Raw genomic sequence first — 22,207 nt, forward strand, 5'->3', positions numbered from 1 at the left:
GAGTCTGCGGTAGCCAGATCGCTCCCGAGTTGTTAAAATCAGGGAGGCGCAGACGACAGTCTGCGCGGCGGCAGTCTGTTGCTGGTAGTGAAAAAATGCGGATGTGGTGGAATTGGTAGACACGCTGGTCTTAGAAGCCAGTGCTTCGGCTTGGGAGTTCGAGTCTCCCCATCCGCACCAATCCGGGTTGTTCCAGCCCGGACGTGCAGCACCACCAAGTTGTTCTTCAGCCTCGTGCAGGCATCTTCCTGTTTTTCTTCCCGTTCTTCCCGTGTTTTCGTCATGGGATGCGTCTTCCATCGCGCTATTTTTCGTCCGGCACGGCAGGATAGGGCGGGGTATGGGCGGCGATTTACCTGAAAAATGGCCAAATTGAGATAAATCAAAGGTTTTTTGCCCGAAATCTTCGCTATGAGCGCATTTCTTTGTTTCGGACGGGGCGCCAGTTCGCATATACTAATGAACGAAGCAGGCTGGAAAGCCTGTCTCTGGCGAAACAAAGAATGCCGGGGCAAGAGTAAAGACAGGGCACCCCCAGGCTGTGGCGACTCGTTCGCCGCCGCTGGTATCCTCTGTGGCCGCGCTGCAAAGCCAGCCACTTTCCCGAAGTCCTTTGTTATAATGCCACGCTTTACCGAATGATGGCCGGCCCTGCATTTACTTAGAAGCAAGGCTGGACGCTCGGAGCCCTGTCGCAGTACTGGAAGCGGCGGATTGTTTGGTGCCTGGTGCGGGTTTTCCCTCAGCCGGGTAGACCAGGTCCATTGTCCTGTTTGCAGTACTTTTACAGATGATATATGCGAGCGAGTGAAGCTGGACCCATGTCTTGCCGCCAGTGATGGCGCAAGGGGTCGGGTCTTCTTTTCTCGCACCAACAGTGTTTATTTTTTGGACGATTTTTTACATGGCAACTGCAGTCGAAACCTTGGGCAAACTCGAACGTCGTATCACGATCTCCTTCCCGCTGACGGACGTCCGCACGGAAGTTGAGAAGCGCCTGAAAGTGCAAGCCCGTACGGCTAAGGCACCGGGCTTCCGTCCGGGCAAAGTGCCGTTGAAAATGGTCGCAGCACAATACGGCTACCAAATTGAATCCGAAGTGCTGAATGACAAAGTCGGCCGCGCGTTCAACGACGCCGCCAACGAAAACAATCTGCGCGTGGCCGGTTTCCCGAACATCGTGCCGAAAGAAGAAGCAGCCGAAGGCCAGCTGGCTTTCGACGCAACGTTCGAAGTGTATCCGGAAGTCGCCATCGGCGACCTGACGGCCGTTGAAATCGAAACCGTGCAAGCCGACGTGTCGGAAGCCGAAATCGACAAGACCATCGACATCCTGCGCAAGCAGCGCGTGCACTTCCACACCAAGGGCGAAGCTGGCGAACACGGCGACGGCGGTGAGCCGATCGCTGCCAACGGCGACCGCGTGACCGTCGACTTCGTCGGCTCGATCGACGGCGTTGAATTCCCAGGCGGCAAAGCTGAAGGCTACGCTTTCGTGCTGGGCGAAGGCCGCATGCTGCCAGAATTCGAAGCAGCGACCCTGGGCCTGAAAGTGGGCGAGTCGAAGACTTTCCCATTGTCGTTCCCAGAGGACTACCACGGTAAAGACGTAGCCGGCAAAACCGCTTCGTTCACCATCACCCTGCAAAAGCTGGAATGGGCGCACCTGCCGGAAGTCGATGCTGAATTCGCCAAATCGCTGGGCGTTGCCGATGGCGACCTGGCCAAAATGCGCGAAGACATCAAAGTCAACCTGCAACGCGAAGTCGCTGGCCGCGTGAAAGCACGCAACAAGGAAGCCGTCATGGACGCGCTGATCAAAGTTGCTGAGCTGGAAGTGCCAAAAACGCTGATCGCTCAGGATTCCGAGCGCCTGGCTGAAATGACCCGCCAGGACATGGCGCAGCGCGGCATGAACGTCAAGGACGTGCCTTTCCCAGCAGAACTGTTCGCAGACAAAGCCGAGCGTCGCGTACGCCTGGGCCTGATCCTGTCGCAACTGGTGGGCGACAACAAGCTGCAAGCTACGCCTGAGCAAGTCAAGGCGCAAATCGAAGATTTCGCCCAAAGCTACGAAGATCCACGCGAAGTGCTGAAGTACTACTACAGCGACCGTCGTCGTCTGGGTGAGATCGAAGCCCTTGTATTGGAAGAAAACGTCGTCACTTACGTGTTGGGCCTGTCGAAAGTCACGACGAAAGCAGTTGCTTTCGACGAACTGATGGGAAGCAACGCACAAGCGTAAACCAGTTGGTATTGGGATGCCATGATCGCTTTTAACACCTGATAGAACCGTAGCGAGCGGATGGGAGTTGTGGCTGAGAAGCGGAGCTGTGCGAATGCACAGTGAGCATCGGAGGCCGCAAATCGCGACGCGCAGTAGGTTTTGTCAGGTGTTCCAAGGTGGTGGTAGCATCCCCTAACTGCTTCACAAGGAAATGAAATGACAGGTATGAACCGTAACCCAGCGCTGGACACAGAGATGCTCGGCCTGGTGCCGATGGTGGTGGAACAAAGCGGTCGCGGCGAGCGCTCGTATGATATTTACTCGCGCCTGCTGAAGGAACGCTTGATTTTCATGGTCGGCCCGGTCAATGACCAGATGGCCAACCTGGTTGTCGCCCAGCTGCTGTTCCTGGAAAGCGAAAATCCGGAAAAGGAAATCTCGCTCTACATCAACTCGCCAGGTGGTTCGGTCTCGGCCGGCATGGCCATCTACGACACCATGCAGTTCATCAAGCCGGACGTCTCGACCCTGTGCACGGGCATGGCTGCTTCGATGGGTGCTTTCCTGCTGGCCGCTGGCGCCAAGGGCAAGCGTTTCTCGCTGCCGAACTCGCGCATCATGATTCACCAGCCGTCCGGTGGTTCGCAAGGCATGGCGTCCGACATCGAGATCCAGGCGAAGGAAATCCTTTACCTGCGCACCCGCTTGAACGGCATCATGGCCGAGCGCACGGGCCAGACGATCGAACAGATCGCCAAGGACACCGACCGCGACCGTTTCATGTCCGCCGACGAGGCCGTTGAGTATGGTTTGATCGACAAAGTGTTGACCAGCCGCGCTTGATGAGCCCCTACCGGTATTGCTAAGTACGTAAGTAAACGCCCGGGCGCTCAAACGTTCGGGCGTTTCGCTTTTATTTCGGGTAGCATGGAGCTTGTGCACGTTGTTGACTTGCGCCATGGGGAGTTGCCTTAACGGGCGGCAACCATCATCCGGCTTGCGATTTTGCAATATTGTTAATGCAGTTCCAACCAAAATGCCTTATGTCAGACAAAAAATCCTCTAGCGGCGAAAAATTACTGTATTGCTCGTTCTGCGGCAAAAGCCAGCACGAGGTGAAGAAACTCATCGCCGGCCCGTCCGTCTTCATTTGCGACGAGTGCATCGACCTGTGCAACGACATCATCCGTGATGAAACGTCGAGCATCGAGACGGTGACCGGTACCAAATCCGACCTGCCGACGCCGCAAGAAATTGCCGCCTTGCTCGATCAGTACGTGATCGGCCAGCAGACTGCCAAGCGCATCCTGTCGGTGGCGGTGTACAACCATTACAAACGCCTCAAGCACCTGGGCAAGAAAGACGACATCGAACTGGCCAAGAGCAACATCTTGCTGGTCGGTCCTACCGGCTCGGGCAAGACCCTGCTGGCGCAGACCCTGGCGCGCATGCTCAACGTGCCGTTCGTGATCGCCGACGCCACCACCCTGACCGAAGCCGGTTACGTGGGTGAAGACGTGGAAAACATCATCCAGAAGCTGCTGCAAAGCTGCAACTATGACGTCGAGAAAGCCCAGCGCGGCATCGTCTACATCGATGAAATCGACAAGATTTCGCGCAAGTCCGACAATCCGTCCATCACGCGCGACGTGTCGGGCGAGGGCGTGCAGCAAGCCTTGCTGAAACTCATCGAAGGCACGATGGCTTCCGTACCGCCACAAGGCGGCCGCAAGCATCCAAACCAGGATTTCGTGCAGATCGACACGACCAACATCATGTTCATCTGCGGCGGCGCCTTCGACGGCCTGTCGAAAGTGATCGCCAACCGTTCCGAAAAGAGCGGCATCGGCTTCTCGGCCACGGTGCGCAGCAAGTCGCAAAGCTCGGCCAGCGAACTGATGCTGCAAGCGGAGCCGGAAGACCTGGTGAAATTCGGCCTGATCCCGGAACTGGTGGGCCGTCTGCCCGTCATCGCCACCCTGGCGGAATTGACGGAAGAGGCGCTGATCCAGATCCTCGTCGAGCCGAAGAATGCGCTGATCAAGCAGTATTCGAAGCTGCTCGAGATGGAAGGCGCGGAACTGGAGATTCGTCCGGCCGCCCTGCATGCGATCGCCAAGAAAGCGCTGGCGCGCAAGACCGGTGCCCGTGGCCTGCGTTCCATCCTGGAACATGCTTTGCTGGACGTCATGTACGAACTGCCGAGCGAACAAAATGTGGTGAAGGTCGTCATCGACGAAAATACCATCACCAGCGGCGCCAAACCTTTGTTGATTTATCAAGAGACTGCCAAAGCCTCCGGAGAAAATTGAAAACTGCCGAGACAAATGCATAAAAAGGGTTTTGATTCCTTAATGCATGGCAGTACAATTTAAATCAATGAGTGCAGGCTTCAATCGGAAAGCCACTCGCGGCGCTTAGCTGCGCGTGGCTTTTTTACTGTGAAAACTGCATTTATTACCGTCATGCGGGTGTGTTTTGCGAAATAAACAGAAAAATGTTTGTTTCACAGAATTATTTATTCTCGCCGGTCTTGTGTTTTGGCAGCGAGCGCCAACATCGTAAACACGCTTTCTATAAGGTACGCCATGACAACTTCCAAATTAACTGAGCAAACTCAACTGCCGTTATTGCCGTTGCGGGATGTCGTCGTTTTCCCGCATATGGTGATACCGCTGTTCGTTGGCCGTCCAAAGTCGATCAAGGCGCTGGAAGCTGCGATGGAGCAGGGCAAGAGCATCATGCTTGCCGCTCAAAAAGCAGCCGCGAAGGACGAGCCGTCTCCTTCGGATATCTATGAAATTGGCTGCGTTGCCAATATTCTGCAAATGCTGAAGCTGCCCGATGGCACCGTCAAGGTGCTGGTCGAAGGCGCGCAGCGTGCCCGTATCAACCACATCAGCGATGCTCCGACGCACTTCATCGCCGACCTGACGCCGCTCGAGTCCGAGCCGGGCGACGAGTCGGAAGTCGAAGCCATGCGCCGCGCGATCGTGCAGCAGTTCGACCAGTACGTCAAACTCAACAAAAAAATCCCGCCGGAAATCCTCGCTTCCCTGTCGGGCATCGACGATGCCGGCCGCCTGGCCGACACGGTGGCCGCGCACCTGCCGCTGAAACTTGAGCAAAAACAAGTCATCCTGGAAATTTTCAGCGTGGCCAAGCGCCTCGAGCACCTGCTGGGCCAGCTCGAAGGCGAACTCGACATCCTGCAGGTGGAAAAACGCATCCGCGGCCGCGTGAAGCGCCAGATGGAAAAGTCGCAGCGCGAGTACTACCTGAACGAACAGGTCAAGGCGATCCAGAAAGAACTGGGCGAGGGCGAAGATGGTGCCGACCTCGACGAGCTGGAGAAAAAAGTCGCTTCGGCCAAAATGCCGAAGGAAGCGCTCGACAAGGCCACCAACGAGTTGAAAAAACTCAAGCTGATGTCGCCGATGTCGGCCGAAGCCACCGTCGTGCGCAACTACATCGACACCCTGGTCAACTTGCCTTGGAAAAAGAAATCCAAGGTCAATAACGACCTGGCGAACGCGGAAAAAGTGCTCGAAGGCGACCACTACGGCCTCGACAAGGTCAAGGAACGCATCCTGGAATACCTCGCGGTGCAACAGCGCGTCGACAAGCTCAAGGCGCCTATCCTGTGCTTCGTCGGTCCTCCGGGCGTGGGTAAAACCTCGCTGGGCCAGTCCATCGCCCGCGCGACGAACCGCAAGTTCGTGCGCATGGCCCTGGGCGGCGTGCGCGACGAAGCGGAAATCCGCGGCCACCGCCGCACCTACATCGGCTCGATGCCGGGCAAGATCTTGCAATCGCTGTCGAAAGTCGGCGTGCGCAATCCCTTGTTCCTGCTCGATGAAGTCGACAAGATGGGCGCCGATTTCCGTGGCGACCCGTCGTCGGCCCTGCTGGAAGTGCTCGACCCGGAACAGAACCACACGTTCTCCGACCATTACATCGAAGTCGATTTCGACTTGTCCGACGTGATGTTCGTGGCGACGTCGAACTCGTACAATATTCCGCCAGCCTTGCTCGACCGCATGGAAGTGATCCGTCTGTCCGGTTATACGGAAGATGAAAAGACCAGCATCGCGCAGCGTTACCTGTTGCCGAAGCAGATCAAGAACAATGGCTTGAAGGAAGAGGAAATCTCGGTGGCCGAGTCGGCGCTGCGCGACATCATCCGCTACTACACGCGGGAAGCCGGTGTGCGTTCGCTCGAGCGGGAAGTGTCGAAGATCTGCCGCAAGGTGGTCAAGATGCTGTTGCTGAAGAAATCCGACAAGAAAGTCATCGTCAACTCGAAGAACCTGGATAAATTCCTTGGCGTGCGCCGCTATGATTTCGGTGTCGCAGAGAAAGAAAACCAGGTAGGCCAGGTGGTCGGTCTGGCATGGACGGAAGTGGGCGGCGATCTGCTGACCATCGAAGCCGTGTCGATGCCGGGCAAGGGCGGCATCATCCGCACGGGTACCCTGGGCGACGTCATGAAAGAGTCGATCGAGGCAGCCCGCACGGTGGTGCGCAGCCGGGCACAGCGCCTGGGCATCAAGGCGGACGTGTTCGAGAAGAGCGACATCCACATCCACGTGCCGGAAGGCGCGACACCGAAGGACGGTCCTTCGGCTGGCGCGGCCATGACGGTGGCGATGGTGTCGGTCTTCACGGGCATTCCCGTGCGCGCCGACGTGGCGATGACGGGCGAAATCACCTTGCGCGGCGAAGTATTGCCGATCGGCGGCTTGAAGGAAAAGCTGCTGGCGGCCCATCGCGGCGGCATCAAGACGGTCCTGATTCCAGAGCAAAACGTGAAAGACCTGGCCGATATTCCGGACAACGTCAAGAACAAACTGGAGATCGTACCGGTGCGCTGGATCGACAAAGTGCTGGAAATCGCCCTCGAACGCATGCCTGAAGCGTTGGCGGACGTCGCTGCGGTAGAGGCTGTCACGGCCGCCGCGGCCAAGCCTGACGCGGCCGGTGAGGTAGTAAAACACTAACGTTTTACCCCTGTTTTCCCCAAACAAGCGCTTTTAGAGCGCTTGTTTTATATTGAAACGTGAATTGCGCCCCCAAAGCGCTTGACACATATACAGTGTGGCTTGTTTAATACGCCTGCACATTTTTTTCGCCGGACAGCTGTGGTGCCAAAAGTGCCGCAACGATACGGTAAACGTTTTATACCTTTGTAATTGGGGATGCTAGTGAACAAGACTGAATTGATCGACCACATTGCTGAAAAAGCTGACATTTCCAAAGCCGCCGCTGCGCGCGCACTCGACGCTGTTATCGGCGGCGTGACGGAAACTTTGAAAAACAACGACAGCGTGACGCTGGTTGGTTTTGGCACTTTCTCGGTCAGCGAACGCGCTGAGCGTACCGGCCGCAATCCGCGTACCAAAGAAGCGATCACGATCGAAGCAGCAAAAGTTCCAAAATTTAAAGCTGGTAAAGCTTTGAAGGATGCTGTAAACTAACGGACTTCGGTGAGGTGACAATCACCGGAAACATTTGGCGGCGCCTTTGGGTGCCGCGATTTCAGGATCGACGTTCTTGAATGGCGATCCTGGATACAAATGCAAGTAGTACTGTGTATTTTTCGGAGTGGTAGTTCAGTTGGTTAGAATGCCGGCCTGTCACGTCGGAGGTCGCGGGTTCGAGTCCCGTCCGCTCCGCCAAAAAAATACGCTCTCAAGGAGTGGTAGTTCAGTTGGTTAGAATACCGGCCTGTCACGTCGGGGGTCGCGGGTTCGAGTCCCGTCCGCTCCGCCAGAATATAGAAGCCCGCGCTGCTGAATAAGTAGCGCGGGTTTTTCTTTTTCAGCGCCAGATTATCTCGGCGCGCCTGCTTTTTAAAATTCCCGCCTGCCGTGTTGAATAAAAACGCCGGCGTTTAAATCTCCTTTAAGCTGCATCGGGTTAAATGCCCGAGTCCGGCGCCTTGCCATCCAGGCGGCGCCAGGGCAGGGCGCGCGCCCTGATTTACTCTTGCTATAGCGCTATGGGCATTGTAGAATCAGGAGATAATGGCTTGGGCGTCAGAATCCTGCTTTAGTTCCAGCGCCAAGTTGTTGAATCTAAAGGGGAAGTGGACATCTGTCCCGTCCATTCCGCCGAAGAAATCAAGGCGAACGCATGTTCGCCTTTTTTTATAGTGATCCACTCATCCCGAATTGGCTGACCATGTTTGAATTTATTCGTACCCATCGACGCTTGATGCAGTTTCTCCTGATGCTGGTCATCGTCCCGTCTTTTGCACTGGTCGGTATCAGCGGCTACCAAAGCTTCGGCGATGGCGCGAACACCATCGCCAAGGTCGGCGACCAGGTCGTTACGCAGCAGCAATATGAAGAAGCGCAACGCCAGCAGATCGACCGCTACCGCCAGATGATGGGCGAGCAGTTCGACCAAAAAATGTTTGACACGCCGGAAGCGCGCCAGAGCATCCTCGACAACCTGATCGCCGAGCGCGCCGTGGCCGCCGAAGTGGGCCGTAGCCACCTCGTCATCAGCGATGCCGTGCTGCAAAAGGAAGTGCTGGAAATCCCAGGCTTGACCTTGCCGGACGGTAAATTCGACCTGGAACGCTACAAGGCCATGCTGGCTGCCCAGGGCATGACGCCGCAGATGTACGATGCGCGCCGCCGCAGCGACCTGGCCCTGCAGCAACTGGCCGGCGCCGTGCAAGGCACCGCCTTCGCGCCGAGCACCGTGTCCAAGCGCCTGTCCGACATCACCTCGGAAGAGCGTGAAGTGCAGGAACTGCTGTTGCCGATCGCCCAATACGTGTCGGAAGTCAAAGTGACGGACGCCATGATCAAGGCGTTCTATGACAAGAACAGCAAGTTCTTCGAAATCCCGGAACAAGCCAAGATCGAATACGTCGTGCTGGACGACAGCGCCGCCGGCGAGCAAGTCGACGTGACCGACGCCGACGTGACCGGCTACTACGCGAAGAACCAGAAAGCCTACACGACGGAAGAAGCGCGCCAGGCCAGCCACATCCTCGTAGCCGTCAAGAAAGACGCCTCGGCCGCCGACAAGGCAGCCGCCAAGGCCAAGGCTGAAGCCATCCTGGCTGACGTGCGCAAGGCGCCTGCCAGCTTTGCCGCCGTGGCGAAAGCCAAGTCGGAAGACCCGGCCTCCGCGGAACAGGGCGGCGACCTGGGCGTGATCGGCAAGGATGGCTTGCCAGCACCGCTGCTGAGCGCTGTTTCGAAACTCAAGCAAGGCGAAATCAGCGATGTCGTCGCTTCCGATTTCGGCTTCCACATCCTGACCGTCACCTCGCTCAAACCACAGCACGTGCGTGCGCTCGATGAAGTGCGCGGCGAAATCACGGCCGACTTGCGCAAGCAATTTGCTGCCAAGAAATACTCGGAAATGGCGGAAACGTTCACCAACACGGTCTACGAGCAATCGGACAGCCTGAAGCCGGTGGCCGACAAGCTGAAGCTGAAAGTGGAATCCGTCGCCAACCTGTCGCGCACGCCGTCGCCGGCACTGGGCAAGGCGCCGTTCAACAACGCCAAGTTCCTGGCCGCCATCTTCTCGAACGATTCGCTGAAAGACAAGCGCAACACGGAAGCCGTGACCGTCGCACCTAACGTGCTGATCGCTGGCCGCGTGGTGGAATTCAAGCCGGCAACGAAGCGTCCGCTGGCCGAAGTCGAAGCGATGATCCGTCAGCGCGTGACCCTGGAAGAAGCGGAAAAGCTGGCCAAGAAGGCGGGCGAGACCAAGCTGGCCGCCTTGAAGGCGTCGGGCGATGCGACGGGTTTCGGCGCGGCGCAATGGGTATCGCGCAGCAAGCTGGACGGCATCAACCGTGCCGCCATCGCGCAAGTCATGAAGGCCGACACGAGCAAGCTGCCAGCCTATGTGGGCGTGGACCTGCCAGCCCTGGGCTACGGCATCTACCGCATCGGCAAGGTGCAGCAGCCGGCGCAAGTGGACGCGGCGCGCCGCCAGCAAGAGAAAGACCAGATCGGCGGCATCCTGGCGCAACAGGAAATGTTCGATTACGTCGAGTACCTGAAAGCCAAGGCCAAGGTGAAGATCGTCAAACCGCTCACCGCCCCAGCCGCCGCAGCGCCGGAAGCACCGTAAGATTTAGTTTCCACGCATAAAAATAGCCGCTCTCGAGCGGCTATTTTTTTGTCTGCGGAATGTGCGTGCCAATGAACTGAGCATGACCATCAGCGTAGAGCTGGGGTCAGACCCGCCGGGTCTGACCCCGGATTTTTGCCTCGGGCTAGAGGTAACGTCAACAACTGGCTTACTTGGCTTTCAGCAACGGCGCCAGTTGCGGCCAGATGTTTTTCAGAATCGTCGGATGCGCCTTGGCATTCGGATGCATGCGGTCGGCCTGGAACAGCTGAGGCTGGTCGGCGATGCCCTCGAACATGAAGGGGACCAAAGGCGCCTTCCATTCCTTTGCCAGCTTGCCGTACACGCCATAGAATTGCTCGCCGTAGGCGCGGCCATAGTTGGGCGGCATGCGCATGCCCACGAGCACCACCTGCGCACCCGATTTCCTGGCCGCCTCGCCCATGGCGCGCAGATTCGCTTCGGCGGCCGCCACGGGCAATCCGCGCAAGCCGTCGTTGGCGCCCAGTTCGATCAGCACGACGTCGGGCTGGTGCTTCGCCAGCAGGGCGGGCAGGCGCGCGCGGCCGCCGCTGGTGGTCTCGCCGCTGATGCTGGCGTTGACGATGCGCGTGTCGTTCTTTTGCGCTTGCAGCCGCTGTTCCAGCAGCGCCACCCAGCCCGTGCCCCGCGCCAGCCCGTACTCGGCCGACAGGCTATCGCCGAGCACCAGCAGCGTTTTTGGTGCAGAATAGGCGTTCGTCATGCCTGACACCAGGAGCAGGGCTGCCGCAGGAAGCAAGGACAGGGTACGCCGCCGCAGGCGGTTGCCGCCCTCGACACTTATTTGTTCACGAAATTTTTTAAGATAGATCAGCATGCCCGAATTCCCTAAAGCGACTTCCACCAGTTTTCTCCCGTCAGAAGCAGCGGCCCAGCGGCCCGCCGCACCTAACAGTCAAAACAGCCAAAAGGCCCGGCCGGCCATCGAAGTGGTCCAGCTGGCCAAGCGCGTACCCGATGCCGATGGTGAGCTGACCATCCTGCATCAAGTCGATTTTACCGTGCAAACGGCCGAGACGCTGGCCATCGTCGGCGCCTCCGGTTCCGGCAAGTCCACCTTGCTCGGTTTATTGGCAGGCCTGGACACCCCGAGCGAGGGCAAGGTCATCCTCGATGGCACGGATATCTTCGCCCTCGACGAAGACGGCCGCGCCGGTTTTCGCAAGGAAAAGCTCGGTTTCGTGTTCCAGTCCTTCCAGCTGCTGGCCCATCTGACGGCGCTGGAAAACGTCATGCTGCCGCTGGAATTGCGTGGCGACCCGGACGCGAAAGAGAAGGCGCAAGCCATGCTGGGAAGGGTGAACCTGGGCAGCCGCCTGAAGCACTATCCGAAATACCTGTCCGGCGGCGAGCAGCAGCGCGTGGCGCTGGCCCGCGCCTTCGTCACGGAGCCGCCGCTGTTGTTCGCCGACGAGCCGACGGGCAGCCTGGACGCTGCCACGGGCGAAGCCGTGATCCAGCTGATGTTCGAGCTGAACCGCGAGCGGGGCTCGACCCTCGTGCTCGTCACGCATGATAGTTCGATCGCGGCCCGTTGCGGGCGCACGATTACGATTGCGGCGGGCAGGCTGGTGTGATTGGTGCTGCTGATTGTCGGATTACGCGCTGACGCGCTAATCCGACCTACTTGCTGTCAGGCGTGGTGACATTCCTTGTAATACGTCGTTATTACGCCGACAAGGCATTGATCAACTTGCGTATCGCCGGTATCAATTCCCCCGCCGTCAACCCGATGGGGCCGCTGCCTGCGGCCACCAGCGCATCGGCCGCCGCGCCGTGCAGCCAGACGGCGCCCAGCGCCGCTTCCCATTCCGGCCAGCCCTGCGCCAGCAGGCTGCCGCACAGGCCCGCCAAGACGTCACCCGTGCCGGCCGTCGCCAGCGCGGGGCCGCCCGTGTTGTTGACGACGACCTGGCCATCGGGCGCGGCGATCACCGTGCCCGACCCTTTTAACACGACGATGACGCCCAGCTGCGTGGCCAGCTGGCGCGCCGCGCCCAGGCGGTCGGCTTGCACTTCGGTCACCGTCATGTCGAGCAGGCGCGCCGCTTCCAGCGGATGCGGGGTCAAAATCGTCGCCCCCGCGCCTGTGCGCACGGCCAGCGCCGATTGCAGTTCCGGCTCGGCCGCCATCAGGTTCAGCGCATCGGCGTCCAGCAGCAGGGGGCTGTCGCTGTCGAACGCCCGCAGCAGCAGCTCCACCGTGCCGGCCTTGTCGCCGAGGCCGGGCCCCGCCACCAGCGCCGCGAAGTGCAGGCCCGAGAAATCCACGTCCCGGGCGTGCCGGCACATGAGTTCCGGCTGGCCGCTGTCGAACGCCGGTGGTGCGTCGGGAAACGCGAGATACACCCGTCCCGCGCCCGCATGCAGGGCCGTGCGGGCGGCCAGGATGGGCGCGCCGGCCATGCCTTGCGCACCGCCGATGATGGCCACGCTGCCGTAGCTGCCCTTGTGCGTGTTTTGCCGGCGCGGCTGCAGCTGGCGGGCGAACAGGTGCAGGCCGCCCAGCTGCGCCTTCGCCGCGGGCAGCAGGGCAGGGGCGATGGACAGCGCGGCCACTTCCACTTCGCCCGCATGGTCGCGGCCATTTGCCGTGTGCAGGCCAGGCTTGTCGCCGATGAAGGTGAGCGTGTGCGTGGCGCGGATGGCGACGCCGTCGATGGCGCCCGTGTCCGCGTGCAGGCCGCTGGGCACGTCGAGCGCCAGCACGGGGCAATCGAGCTGGTTCACCAGCTGGACCACGTCGCGGCATTCGCCGTCCAGGGGACGCGACGCGCCGATGCCGAACAGGCCATCGATGACGAGGTGCCACGGCGCCGCGCCCACGGCGGCCGACGCCGTGCTGGTTGCCGCATCCATGCAGCGCGCGGCGCTGTTGCGCGCGCGGCTCAGCGCCTGTTCGCGCTCGGGCGACGTGGCTTGCGCCGCGGGCGCCAGCCAGACGAGCACCTCGGTGCCGCTGCCGGCCAGGTGCGCGGCCGCTTCCAGCGCGTCGCCGCTGTTGTCGCCGGGGCCGGCCAGCACCAGTACGCGCCGGTGGCCCGCATCGCCGCCTTCTTCCTGGGCGTGCAGCAGCTTCAGGGCGGCACTGGCGGCGGCCTGGCCCGCGCGCTGCATCAGCAGCCCTTGCGGCAAGTCGCGCATGGCCGCCTGTTCGATGGCGCGCAGTTCGGCGATGGAGTACAGCGGTGTTGCAGAGTCGATCAGGGGCATGGAGCGTGTTCCGTTAGTCAGCATGTCTTCAACATAAGGCCGATGCGGGCGAAAGGCAAGGCGCGCACGCCTGAAATGCGCGCCTGTTTGGCGGCTACAATAGCCATCTCACATAAGCGCGGGGGCAAGGCGATGGACTGGCAATTCTGGATCGACCGTGGCGGCACCTTTACGGACATCGTGGCGCGCCGTCCCGATGGCAGCCTGGCCACCTGCAAGCTGCTGTCGGAAAATCCGGGCCAGTACCGCGACGCGGCGCTGGCGGGCATGCGCCGGCTGATGGACCTTGCGCCCGGTGCGCCGCTGCCCGTGGAGCAGGTGGGCGCCATCAAGATGGGCACGACGGTCGCGACGAATGCGCTGCTCGAACGCAAGGGCGAGCCTACCGTGCTGGCCATCACGCGCGGTTTTCGCGACGCCTTGCGCATCGCCTACCAGAATCGCCCGCAATTGTTCGCGCGCAAGATCATCCTGCCCGAACTGCTGTATGGTGACGTGATCGAGATCGATGAACGGGTGGGCGCCCATGGCGACGTCGTGACGCCGCTCGACGAGGCGGCCGCGCGCGTCGCGCTGGCGCAAGCCCATGCGCGCGGCATGCGCGCCATCGCCATCGTGCTGATGCACGGCTACCGCCATCATGCGCACGAGGCGCGGGTGGCGCAGCTGGCGCGCGAAGCCGGTTTTACGCAGGTGTCCGTGTCGCATGAGGTCAGCCCCATGATGAAACTGGTGGCGCGCGGCGACACCACCGTGGTCGACGCCTACCTGTCGCCGATCCTGCGCCGCTATGTCGACCAGCTGGCGATGGAGCTGCCCGGCGTGCACCTGCAATTCATGCAGTCGAACGGCGGCTTGACGGATGCGCGCGCCTTTCAGGGCAAGGACAGCATCTTGTCCGGCCCCGCGGGCGGCATCGTCGGCATGGTGCGCGCCAGCGCGCTGGCCGGTTTCGACAAGGTCATCGGCTTCGACATGGGCGGCACTTCGACGGACGTGTCGCATTACGCGGGCGAGTTCGAACGCGTGTTCGAGACGCAGATCGCCGGCGTGCGCATGCGCGCGCCCATGATGAGCATCCACACGGTGGCCGCGGGCGGCGGCTCCATCCTGCATTTCGACGGCGCCCGCTACAAGGTGGGGCCGGACAGCGCGGGCGCCAATCCGGGGCCCGCCAGCTACCGGCGCGGCGGCCCGCTGGCCGTCACCGACTGCAACGTCATGCTGGGCAAGCTGCAGCCCGCGTTCTTCCCCCGCGTCTTCGGCCCCGACGCCGATGAAGCGCTGGACGCGGCCACGGTGCGCGCCCAGTTCGAAGCGCTGGCGCGCACAGTGAATTCCACCCCGGAGGAGGTGGCCGAAGGCTATGTCGCCATCGCCGTGGGCAATATGGCCAACGCCATCAAGCAGATTTCCGTGCAGCGCGGCCACGACGTCACCGAATATACGCTCACCAGCTTTGGCGGCGCGGGCGGCCAGCATGCCTGCCTGGTGGCCGACGCGCTGGGCATGCGCACGGTGTTCATCCACAGCCTGGCCGGCGTGATGTCGGCCTACGGCATGGGCCTGGCCGACCAGAGCGCCATGCGCGAGCGGGCCATCGAAGCGACACTGGGGGCCGACCTGGCGCGCGATTTCGCCGCACTGGGAGAACAGGCGCGGGGCGACTTGCTACGCCAGGGCGTGGCAGGCGAGCGCATCGCGCTCGTGCACCGCGTGCACCTGCGCTACGAAGGCACGGATTCGGCCCTCGTCGTGCTGTTCGATACGGTGGCCAGCATGCAGGCGCAGTTCGAAGCGGCGTACAAAAAACGCTTTTCCTTCCTGATGCCGGCGCGCGCCTTGATCGTCGAAGCCATCTCCGTGGAAGCCCTCGGCGCATCCGACGCGCCGCAAGTGGCCGCGCCGGCGTATGCGGCCCGGTCTGGCACGGTGGCGCCCGTGCAGACGGTGGCCATGTACTGCGCCGGTGCATGGCGCGACAGCGGCCTGTATGCGGCGGACAGCCTGCGCCCGGGTGACGCCATCGACGGCCCGGCCATCGTCAGCGACGCCAACGCCACCACCGTCATTGAGCCGGGCTGGCGCGCGCAAGTGACGGCGCATGGCCATTTGATCTTGCGCAGGGTCGTGGCCTTGCCAGAGCGGCGCGCCATCGGGACTGATGCCGACCCCGTGATGCTGGAAATATTCAACAACCTGTTCATGTCGATCGCCGAGCAGATGGGCTTGCGCCTGCAAAATACGGCCCATTCCGTCAACATCAAGGAGCGGCTCGATTTCAGCTGCGCCATCTTCGATGCGCAAGGCCACTTGATCGCCAATGCGCCGCACATGCCCGTGCACCTCGGTTCCATGGGCGAGAGCATCCGCACCGTCATGACGCGCAATGCGGGTGCCATGCGGCCGGGCGATGTCTTCATGCTGAACGACCCGTACCACGGCGGCACGCATCTGCCCGACGTGACGGTGATTTCGCCCGTCTTCGATGAAAAGGGGGAATCCATCCTGTTCTACGTCGGCTCGCGCGGCCACCATGCGGACATCGGCGGCACGACGCCCGGTTCCATGCCGCCCGACTCCACGCGCATCGAGGAAGAGGGCGTGTTGATCGACAATTTCAAGCTGGTCGACGGCGCCACGGGCGTGATGCGCGAGGCGGAAACACTGTCCCTGCTGGCGGGCGCCAGCTGGCCGGCCCGCAATCCGCGGCAAAACCTGGCCGACCTGCGCGCCCAGATGGCGGCCAACCAGAAGGGGGCCGAAGAACTGCATAACATGGTCGCGCATTTCGGTTTGCCTGTCGTGCAAGCGTACATGGGCCACGTGCAGGACAATGCCGAGGAAGCCGTGCGCCGGGTCATCACGACCCTGAAGGATGGCAGCTACGCGCTGGACCTGGACAACGGCGCGCGCATCCAGGTGGCGATCAAGGTCGACGTGGCGCGGCGCAGCGCCGTCATCGATTTCACGGGGACCTCAAGCCAGTTGCCGAACAACTTCAATGCGCCGTCCGCCGTCTGCATGGCGGCCGTGCTGTACGTGTTCCGCACCCTCGTCGACGACGCGATTCCCCTGAATGCGGGCTGTCTGAAACCCTTGACCGTGATCATCCCGCCCGGCTCCATGCTCAACCCGCGGTATCCTGCCTCCGTCGTTTCGGGCAACGTGGAAACCTCGACCTGCATCACGAATGCCCTGTATGGCGCGCTGGGGGCCATGGCCGCCTCGCAGGGGACGATGAACAATTTCACGTTCGGCAGCGAGAAATACCAGTATTACGAGACGATATCGGGCGGTTCGGGCGCCGGCCCCGGCTTTGACGGCACGGACGTGGTGCAGACGAACATGACCAATTCGCGCCTGACGGACCCGGAAATCCTCGAGTGGCGCTTCCCCGTGCGCCTGGACAGCTACAGCATCCGTGCCGGATCGGGCGGGGCGGGGCGTTGGCATGGCGGCAATGGCGGCGTGCGCCGGGTGCGCTTCCTGGAAGCGATGACGGCGGCGATCCTGTCGAACAACCGGATTATTCCGCCGTTCGGCATGGCGGGCGGCGAGGCGGGCGCGCTGGGGCGCAATTACGTGGAGCGGGCCGATGGCACGGTGGAGCACCTGGCGCATATCGGCAAGACGGCCATGCGGGCGGGCGACGTGTTCGTCATCGAAACGCCGGGCGGCGGCGGCTACGGCAAGACGGAATAGGCCAGGTCGGCACTGGCACTGGCGGCACCGGCGCCGCTGAGCTGCGCGCGCACCTGGCCCACGTCGCGCATGGGCGCGCGGCCGAACTGGCGGCTGTATTCGCGGCTGAACTGCGATTCGCTGGCGTAGCCGACCCGGTAGCCGGCCGTGCCCGCGTCGATCTGCTCGACCAGCATCAATCGCCGCGCTTCCTGCAACCGCAGCAGCTTCTGGTACTGCATCGGCGTCATGGCGGTGATCGCCTTGAAGTGGTGGTGCAGCGACGACATGCTCATGTTCGCCATGCCGGCCAGGTGCTCGATGCGCAGCGGCTGCGCGTAATGGTGCTTGATCCAGTCGATGGCTTGCCCCACCTGGTGCGACTGGCTGCTGGCCAGCGCCATGTGGCGCAAACGCGCGCCCACGGGGCCATTGAGCAGGCGGTAGGTCAGCTCGCGGCGGATCAGGGGCGCCAGCGCGGCGATCTCCCCCGGCTTGTCGAGCAGGCGCACGAGGCGCAGCATGGCGTCGAGCAGCTCGGGCGACACGTCGCTCACGGATATGCCGCGCGCGGCGGGCAGGATTTTCTGCTGCGCGGCGCTGTCGCCGGCGCTTTCGCTATCGAGCAGCGCGGCCACGTCGGCGATGTCGATGCCCAGCACCACGCACAGGTGCGGCTTGTCCACGCTCGCTTCCACCACGCGCACCTGCACCGGCAGGTCGACGGACGTCAGCAGATACTGCATGCGGCTGTAATGGAAAGTTTCCGTGCCCAGGGTGACGTCCTTCGCTCCTTGCGCGATGATGGCCACGCTGGGGCGCGCCGCATGGAACAGCGACTCCGTGACGGACGACTGGCGGTGGAAGGTGAGGTTGCCGATGGCCGTCGCGTAATCGCCCGTGCGCGGCGCGTGGCGGCTGATCAGGGCGGCGATTTCATCTTGGGGCAGGAGTAAGGTAGGCATGGGTGGCAGTATGCGTCAGGCGAGGGAGGGCAGGGGCTGATCTTACGCAGATTTGGAGGATCGTGCAAAGGTCTTGCAGGATCGCGGTAACGGCGGGGCGGCTTCTCGGGCACACTTGTGCAATCGCATGCATGGCACGCGTTCCCCCTCGTTACACACATATAGATACAGGAGTTTTCATGACCACCATCGCCAAAGGCTACGCCGCACTGGGCCCGACCTCCGCACTGCAACCGTTCACGTTCGAGCGCCGCGCCCCGCGCGAAGACGACGTGGCCATCTCGATCAAATACTGCGGCGTGTGCCATTCCGACATCCACCAGGCGCGCGACGAATGGGGCGGCGCCGCCTTCCCGATGGTGCCCGGCCATGAAATCGCCGGCATCGTCACGGCCGTCGGCGCCAACGTCAGCAAGTTCAAGGTGGGCGACCACGTGGGCGTGGGCTGCTTCGTCGACTCCTGCACCACTTGCAAGACGCGCAACGTGGACCTGGAACAGTATATGCCCGGCCTGATCCAGACCTACAACGGCGTCGAAGCGGACGGCAAGACGGCCACGCAGGGCGGCTACTCGGACAGCATCGTCGTCAAGGAAGGCTATGTGCTGTCGATTCCCGACAACCTGCCGCTGGACGCGGCCGCGCCGCTGCTGTGCGCCGGCATCACCCTGTACTCGCCGCTGAACCACTGGAAGGCCGGTCCTGGCAAGCAGGTCGCCATCCTGGGCATGGGTGGCCTGGGCCACATGGGCGTGAAGATCGCCCACGCCATGGGCGCCGAAGTGACGGTGCTGAGCCAGACCCTGTCGAAGCGCGAAGACGGCCTGCGCCTGGGCGCCGATCACTACTACGCCACCAACGACGCGGAAACGTTCAGCAAACTGGCCGGCACCTTCGACCTGATCATCTGCACCGTGGGCGCGTCCATCGACTGGAACCAGTACATCAACCTGCTGAAGGTCGATGGCAGCATGGTCATCGTCGGCATTCCCGACGGCGCCGTGCCGCCGATCAGCGCCTTCGGCCTGGTGGGCGCCCGCCGCAGCTTGTCCGGCTCCATGATCGGCTCGATCAAGGAAACCCAGGAAATGCTGGATTTCTGCGGCAAGCACAACATCGTGTCGGACATCGAGATCATCCGCATCCAGGATATCAATGAGGCGTTCGAGCGCGTCGTGAAGAGCGATGTACGCTACCGCTTCGTGATCGACATGGCATCTTTGTAACACCCGAGAAAACGCCCAGGGCGTTGTTGCCGCGTCTCGCCGTACTATTCGTACTGTCTTCGACGCGGCGCCTAGCCCTGGGCGTTTTTCGGGCGTTCCAACGGTATTTGTTTAAACGTCAAAACCGGCATGCCGACGTCGCAGCGCCATCCCATCCCCGCCAAAAATCAAGCTCCCTTGTCAATTTTTCTTTCCTTGCGTCAAAAATCGGCATAAAATGAAACCGTACAGTACAGTTTCACTACGTAGATTTAAAAAAATCAGCCATCCCCGGCGTGTTGGCCTGGGCAGGGGAGGCGTCATGGATAAAAAATGGACACTTCAACAAAGAATGGAGCGACGGCGATCCCGGCGGTCTCCAGGGGCAAGCGTATTGCCCTGGCGGTTTTTGGCGTTTTTCTCGGATTTTCCGGCCTGGCCCTGGCGGCGGGCGGCATCGAACTGATTACTCTCGGCGGTTCCTGGTATTACCTGCTGGCCGGTCTCGGTTTAATATTGGCGGGCGTGCTGTACTGGCGCCGCAAGCCGCTGGCTAGTGGCATCGTCGCTGCGCTGGTGCTGGCTACCTTGCTGTGGGCCGTGTGGGAAATCGGCTTCGCCTTCTGGCCCATGGTGCCGCGTTTGGCGCCGTTCCTCGTCATCGGCCTCGTGGCCGCCTTGCTGCATCCGTGGCTGGCAGGCCGTGGCCACAGCGGCCAGTCGCGCGGCTTCGCGGCCCTGTTTGCCGTCGTGCTGGTGGCCGGCTTTGCCTCCATGTTCCAGCCGCACGGCGTGCTGGAAGCCACCGCGCAGCCGCAGCAGGATGCCGTGACGCCCGTCAATGACGGCAGCGCCAACTGGGCGCATTATGGCCATGGGCCGAAAGGCACGCGCTTCGCGCCGTACACGCAGATCGACCAGCAGAATGTCGGCCAGCTGCAAGTGGCGTGGAGTTACCGCACGGGCGAGCTGGCCGAGGGTGCGTCGGAGTCGCAAAACACGCCGCTGCAGATCGGCGACACCCTCTATACGTGCACGCCGACCAGCAAGGTCATCGCGCTGGACGCGGACACGGGCAAGGAGCGCTGGACTTTCGATCCGAAGCCGGCCAACACGAAGACGTGGAACCGCTGCCGCGGTGTCGGCTATTACGAGCCGGCCAAAGTGACAAAGCCGTTCCGTGTCGAGGGCATGCAGGCGGCCGGCGCGCCGGCGGCGGGCGCGTGCGCCAGGCGTATCGTGCAAGTGACCATGGATGCGCGCCTGATCGAGATCGACGCGCAGACGGGCAAGCAGTGCGAGGGCTTCGGCGATAAGGGTTCCGTCGACCTCACCGTCGGCCTGGGCAAGGTGAAAATGAACGTGCCGTACTACGCCTACACGTCCGCGCCCACGGTGGCGCGCAACCTGATCATCCTCGGCGGCTGGGTCTTCGACGGCCGCTCCACCGATGAACCGTCGGGCGTCGTGCGCGCGTACAGCGCCGACACGGGGGAACTGGTGTGGGCCTGGGACCTGGGCAATCCGGCCATCACCAAGCTGCCGCCGGAAGGGCAGACCTACACGCGCAGCACGCCGAACATGTGGTCGACCCCGGCCTTCGACGATGAATTGGGCCTCGTCTACCTGCCGACGGGGAACGAGCAGCCGGACTTCTGGGGCGGCAAGCGCCCGCCGCTGACGGAAAAATACGCGTCGGCCATCGTCGCCCTCGACATGGCCACGGGCCGCGAGCGCTGGACATATCAGACCGTCCACCACGACATCTGGGATTACGACGTGGCGGCGCAGCCGGCCCTGTACGACGTCCCGGACGGCAAGGGCGGCAAGATTCCCGCACTGGTGCAGCTGACCAAGCGTGGCCAGATATTCATGCTGGACCGCCGCACGGGCAAGCCGATTGCCGAAGTCATCGAAAAAGCCGTGCCGCAGGAGCACGCGGCCGGCGACTGGGTGGCAAAGACGCAGCCATACTCCACCGGCATGCCGGCCCTCGGCGCGGAAACCCTGACGGAGCGCGACATGTGGGGCGCCACTTTCTTCGACCAGCTGGCGTGCCGCATCAGCTTCCGCAAGCTCAATTACAAAGGGGAGTTCACGGCGCCAAGCACGCAAGAGACCTTGATCTATCCGGGCTACTACGGCGGCTTCAACTGGGGCGGCGCTGCCGTCGATGAAAGCAATGGCTATATGTTCGTCAACGATATCCGCATGCCGCAAGTGGTCAAGCTGGTGCCGCGCGAAACGGTGGACGTGGCCAAGCTGACGTCGGGCCACGGCGTGGGCAGCACCTATCCGATGGATGGCACGCCCTTCGTCATCGACCACAAGGCCTTCAATTCACCGCTGGGCATACCTTGCCAAAGCCCGCCGTGGGGCGTGTTTGCCGCCATCGATTTGAAGACGCGCACGAAAGTGTGGGAACGTCCGGCCGGCACGGTGCAGGACGCCGTCATCAACGGCGTGCGCGCGCGGCTGCCCATCCCGCTGGGCATGCCCACCCTGGGCGGCGGCGTGAGCACGGCGTCGGGCCTCGTGTTTTATGCGGGTACGCAGGATTATTATCTGCGCGCCATGGACATCGCCACGGGACGTGAAGTGTGGAAGGCGCGCATGCCCGTGGGTTCGCAAGGCACGCCGATGACGTATGTGTCGCCCAAGTCGGGCCGCCAGTATGTCGTGGTGGCGGCGGGCGGCGCCCGCCAGAGCCCGGACCGGGGAGATTACGTGATAGCATACGCGCTTCCCAAGACACAGTAAGA

General features: G+C 62.0%; 13 protein-coding genes and 3 tRNA genes. 13 read left to right on the top strand and 3 right to left on the bottom strand.

Going from position 1 to position 22,207, the window contains the following annotated elements:
- The first annotated feature begins 97 nt into the window (after nucleotides 1-97).
- The 9 genes from O3300_RS01880 to O3300_RS01920 all read left to right on the top strand — a co-directional run bounded on the left by O3300_RS01880 (nucleotide 98) and on the right by O3300_RS01920 (nucleotide 10,336).
- Nucleotides 98-180, top strand: a tRNA-Leu gene (locus tag O3300_RS01880).
- Nucleotides 181-904: 724 nt separating this feature from the next.
- Complete coding sequence (tig, locus tag O3300_RS01885; protein WP_077409110.1) at nucleotides 905-2,245, top strand: trigger factor; 1,341 nt, start codon at nucleotides 905-907, stop codon at nucleotides 2,243-2,245.
- 207 nt (nucleotides 2,246-2,452) lie between these two features.
- Nucleotides 2,453-3,070 carry an ATP-dependent Clp endopeptidase proteolytic subunit ClpP gene (clpP, locus tag O3300_RS01890; RefSeq protein ID WP_369811567.1) on the top strand — a complete coding sequence of 206 codons (618 nt, stop codon included), beginning with the start codon at nucleotides 2,453-2,455 and terminating at the stop codon, nucleotides 3,068-3,070.
- A 200-nt stretch (nucleotides 3,071-3,270) separates the two neighbouring features.
- A complete protein-coding gene (gene clpX / locus O3300_RS01895; RefSeq protein ID WP_010398446.1) occupies nucleotides 3,271-4,539 on the top strand; it encodes an ATP-dependent Clp protease ATP-binding subunit ClpX in 1,269 nt (422 codons plus the stop codon).
- 276 nt (nucleotides 4,540-4,815) lie between these two features.
- A complete protein-coding gene (lon, locus tag O3300_RS01900) occupies nucleotides 4,816-7,227 on the top strand; it encodes an endopeptidase La (RefSeq protein WP_034787304.1) in 2,412 nt (803 codons plus the stop codon).
- A 204-nt stretch (nucleotides 7,228-7,431) separates the two neighbouring features.
- A complete protein-coding gene (locus tag O3300_RS01905; RefSeq protein ID WP_010398442.1) occupies nucleotides 7,432-7,704 on the top strand; it encodes an HU family DNA-binding protein in 273 nt (90 codons plus the stop codon).
- 124 nt (nucleotides 7,705-7,828) lie between these two features.
- A tRNA-Asp gene (locus O3300_RS01910) sits at nucleotides 7,829-7,905 on the top strand.
- A gap of 17 nt (nucleotides 7,906-7,922) precedes the next feature.
- Nucleotides 7,923-7,999, top strand: a tRNA-Asp gene (locus O3300_RS01915).
- A gap of 411 nt (nucleotides 8,000-8,410) precedes the next feature.
- Nucleotides 8,411-10,336: a SurA N-terminal domain-containing protein gene (locus O3300_RS01920; protein WP_305051820.1), complete on the top strand. Its 1,926-nt coding sequence runs from the start codon at nucleotides 8,411-8,413 to the stop codon at nucleotides 10,334-10,336.
- A 169-nt stretch (nucleotides 10,337-10,505) separates the two neighbouring features.
- Here O3300_RS01920 and O3300_RS01925 read toward each other — a convergent pair whose 3' ends face one another.
- The gene (locus O3300_RS01925; protein WP_251349225.1) at nucleotides 10,506-11,081 is read right to left on the bottom strand and encodes an arylesterase; all 576 of its coding nucleotides are present in this window, start codon (nucleotides 11,079-11,081) and stop codon (nucleotides 10,506-10,508) included.
- A 112-nt stretch (nucleotides 11,082-11,193) separates the two neighbouring features.
- On the opposite strand from O3300_RS01925, the gene O3300_RS01930 reads away from it, so the two are divergent.
- On the top strand, nucleotides 11,194-11,955 hold the full coding sequence (locus tag O3300_RS01930) for an ABC transporter ATP-binding protein (RefSeq protein ID WP_369812255.1): 762 nt from the start codon (nucleotides 11,194-11,196) through the stop codon (nucleotides 11,953-11,955).
- Nucleotides 11,956-12,046: 91 nt separating this feature from the next.
- Here O3300_RS01930 and O3300_RS01935 read toward each other — a convergent pair whose 3' ends face one another.
- Nucleotides 12,047-13,591, bottom strand: a complete 1,545-nt coding sequence (locus O3300_RS01935) for an NAD(P)H-hydrate dehydratase (RefSeq protein ID WP_305051821.1) — start codon at nucleotides 13,589-13,591, stop codon at nucleotides 12,047-12,049.
- A 132-nt stretch (nucleotides 13,592-13,723) separates the two neighbouring features.
- Here O3300_RS01935 and O3300_RS01940 point away from each other — a divergent pair, with 132 nt between their 5' ends.
- Nucleotides 13,724-17,296 (top strand): hydantoinase B/oxoprolinase family protein, encoded by a 3,573-nt coding sequence (locus tag O3300_RS01940; RefSeq protein WP_305051822.1) that lies wholly within the window; start codon nucleotides 13,724-13,726, stop codon nucleotides 17,294-17,296.
- Here O3300_RS01940 and O3300_RS01945 read toward each other — a convergent pair.
- The gene (locus O3300_RS01945) at nucleotides 17,278-18,240 is read right to left on the bottom strand and encodes an AraC family transcriptional regulator (protein ID WP_305051823.1); all 963 of its coding nucleotides are present in this window, start codon (nucleotides 18,238-18,240) and stop codon (nucleotides 17,278-17,280) included. The genes O3300_RS01940 and O3300_RS01945 overlap by 19 nt on opposite strands.
- 179 nt (nucleotides 18,241-18,419) lie before the next feature.
- On the opposite strand from O3300_RS01945, the gene O3300_RS01950 reads away from it, so the two are divergent.
- Together O3300_RS01950 and O3300_RS01955 are read left to right on the top strand one after the other, a co-directional pair.
- A complete protein-coding gene (locus tag O3300_RS01950; protein WP_305051824.1) occupies nucleotides 18,420-19,466 on the top strand; it encodes an NAD(P)-dependent alcohol dehydrogenase in 1,047 nt (348 codons plus the stop codon).
- A 312-nt stretch (nucleotides 19,467-19,778) separates the two neighbouring features.
- On the top strand, nucleotides 19,779-22,205 hold the full coding sequence (locus O3300_RS01955; RefSeq protein WP_305051825.1) for a membrane-bound PQQ-dependent dehydrogenase, glucose/quinate/shikimate family: 2,427 nt from the start codon (nucleotides 19,779-19,781) through the stop codon (nucleotides 22,203-22,205).
- Nucleotides 22,206-22,207 lie beyond the last annotated feature (2 nt).

The organism is Janthinobacterium sp. SUN206 (assembly GCF_030587305.1).
GTDB lineage: Bacteria > Pseudomonadota > Gammaproteobacteria > Burkholderiales > Burkholderiaceae_D > Janthinobacterium > Janthinobacterium kumbetense.

Bases quoted from the DNA above. Each gene is read 5' to 3' on its own strand.
- tig (WP_077409110.1), top strand. From the start codon at position 905: ATGGCAACTGCAGTCGAAACCTTGGGCAAACTCGAACGTCGTATCACG.
- clpP (WP_369811567.1), top strand. From the start codon at position 2,453: ATGAACCGTAACCCAGCGCTGGACACAGAGATGCTCGGCCTGGTGCCG.
- clpX (WP_010398446.1), top strand. From the start codon at position 3,271: ATGTCAGACAAAAAATCCTCTAGCGGCGAAAAATTACTGTATTGCTCG.
- lon (WP_034787304.1), top strand. From the start codon at position 4,816: ATGACAACTTCCAAATTAACTGAGCAAACTCAACTGCCGTTATTGCCG.
- O3300_RS01920 (WP_305051820.1), top strand. From the start codon at position 8,411: ATGTTTGAATTTATTCGTACCCATCGACGCTTGATGCAGTTTCTCCTG.
- O3300_RS01925 (WP_251349225.1), bottom strand. From the start codon at position 11,081: ATGACGAACGCCTATTCTGCACCAAAAACGCTGCTGGTGCTCGGCGAT.
- O3300_RS01930 (WP_369812255.1), top strand. From the start codon at position 11,194: ATGCCCGAATTCCCTAAAGCGACTTCCACCAGTTTTCTCCCGTCAGAA.
- O3300_RS01935 (WP_305051821.1), bottom strand. From the start codon at position 13,591: ATGCCCCTGATCGACTCTGCAACACCGCTGTACTCCATCGCCGAACTG.
- O3300_RS01940 (WP_305051822.1), top strand. From the start codon at position 13,724: ATGGACTGGCAATTCTGGATCGACCGTGGCGGCACCTTTACGGACATC.
- O3300_RS01945 (WP_305051823.1), bottom strand. From the start codon at position 18,240: ATGCCTACCTTACTCCTGCCCCAAGATGAAATCGCCGCCCTGATCAGC.
- O3300_RS01950 (WP_305051824.1), top strand. From the start codon at position 18,420: ATGACCACCATCGCCAAAGGCTACGCCGCACTGGGCCCGACCTCCGCA.
- O3300_RS01955 (WP_305051825.1), top strand. From the start codon at position 19,779: ATGGACACTTCAACAAAGAATGGAGCGACGGCGATCCCGGCGGTCTCC.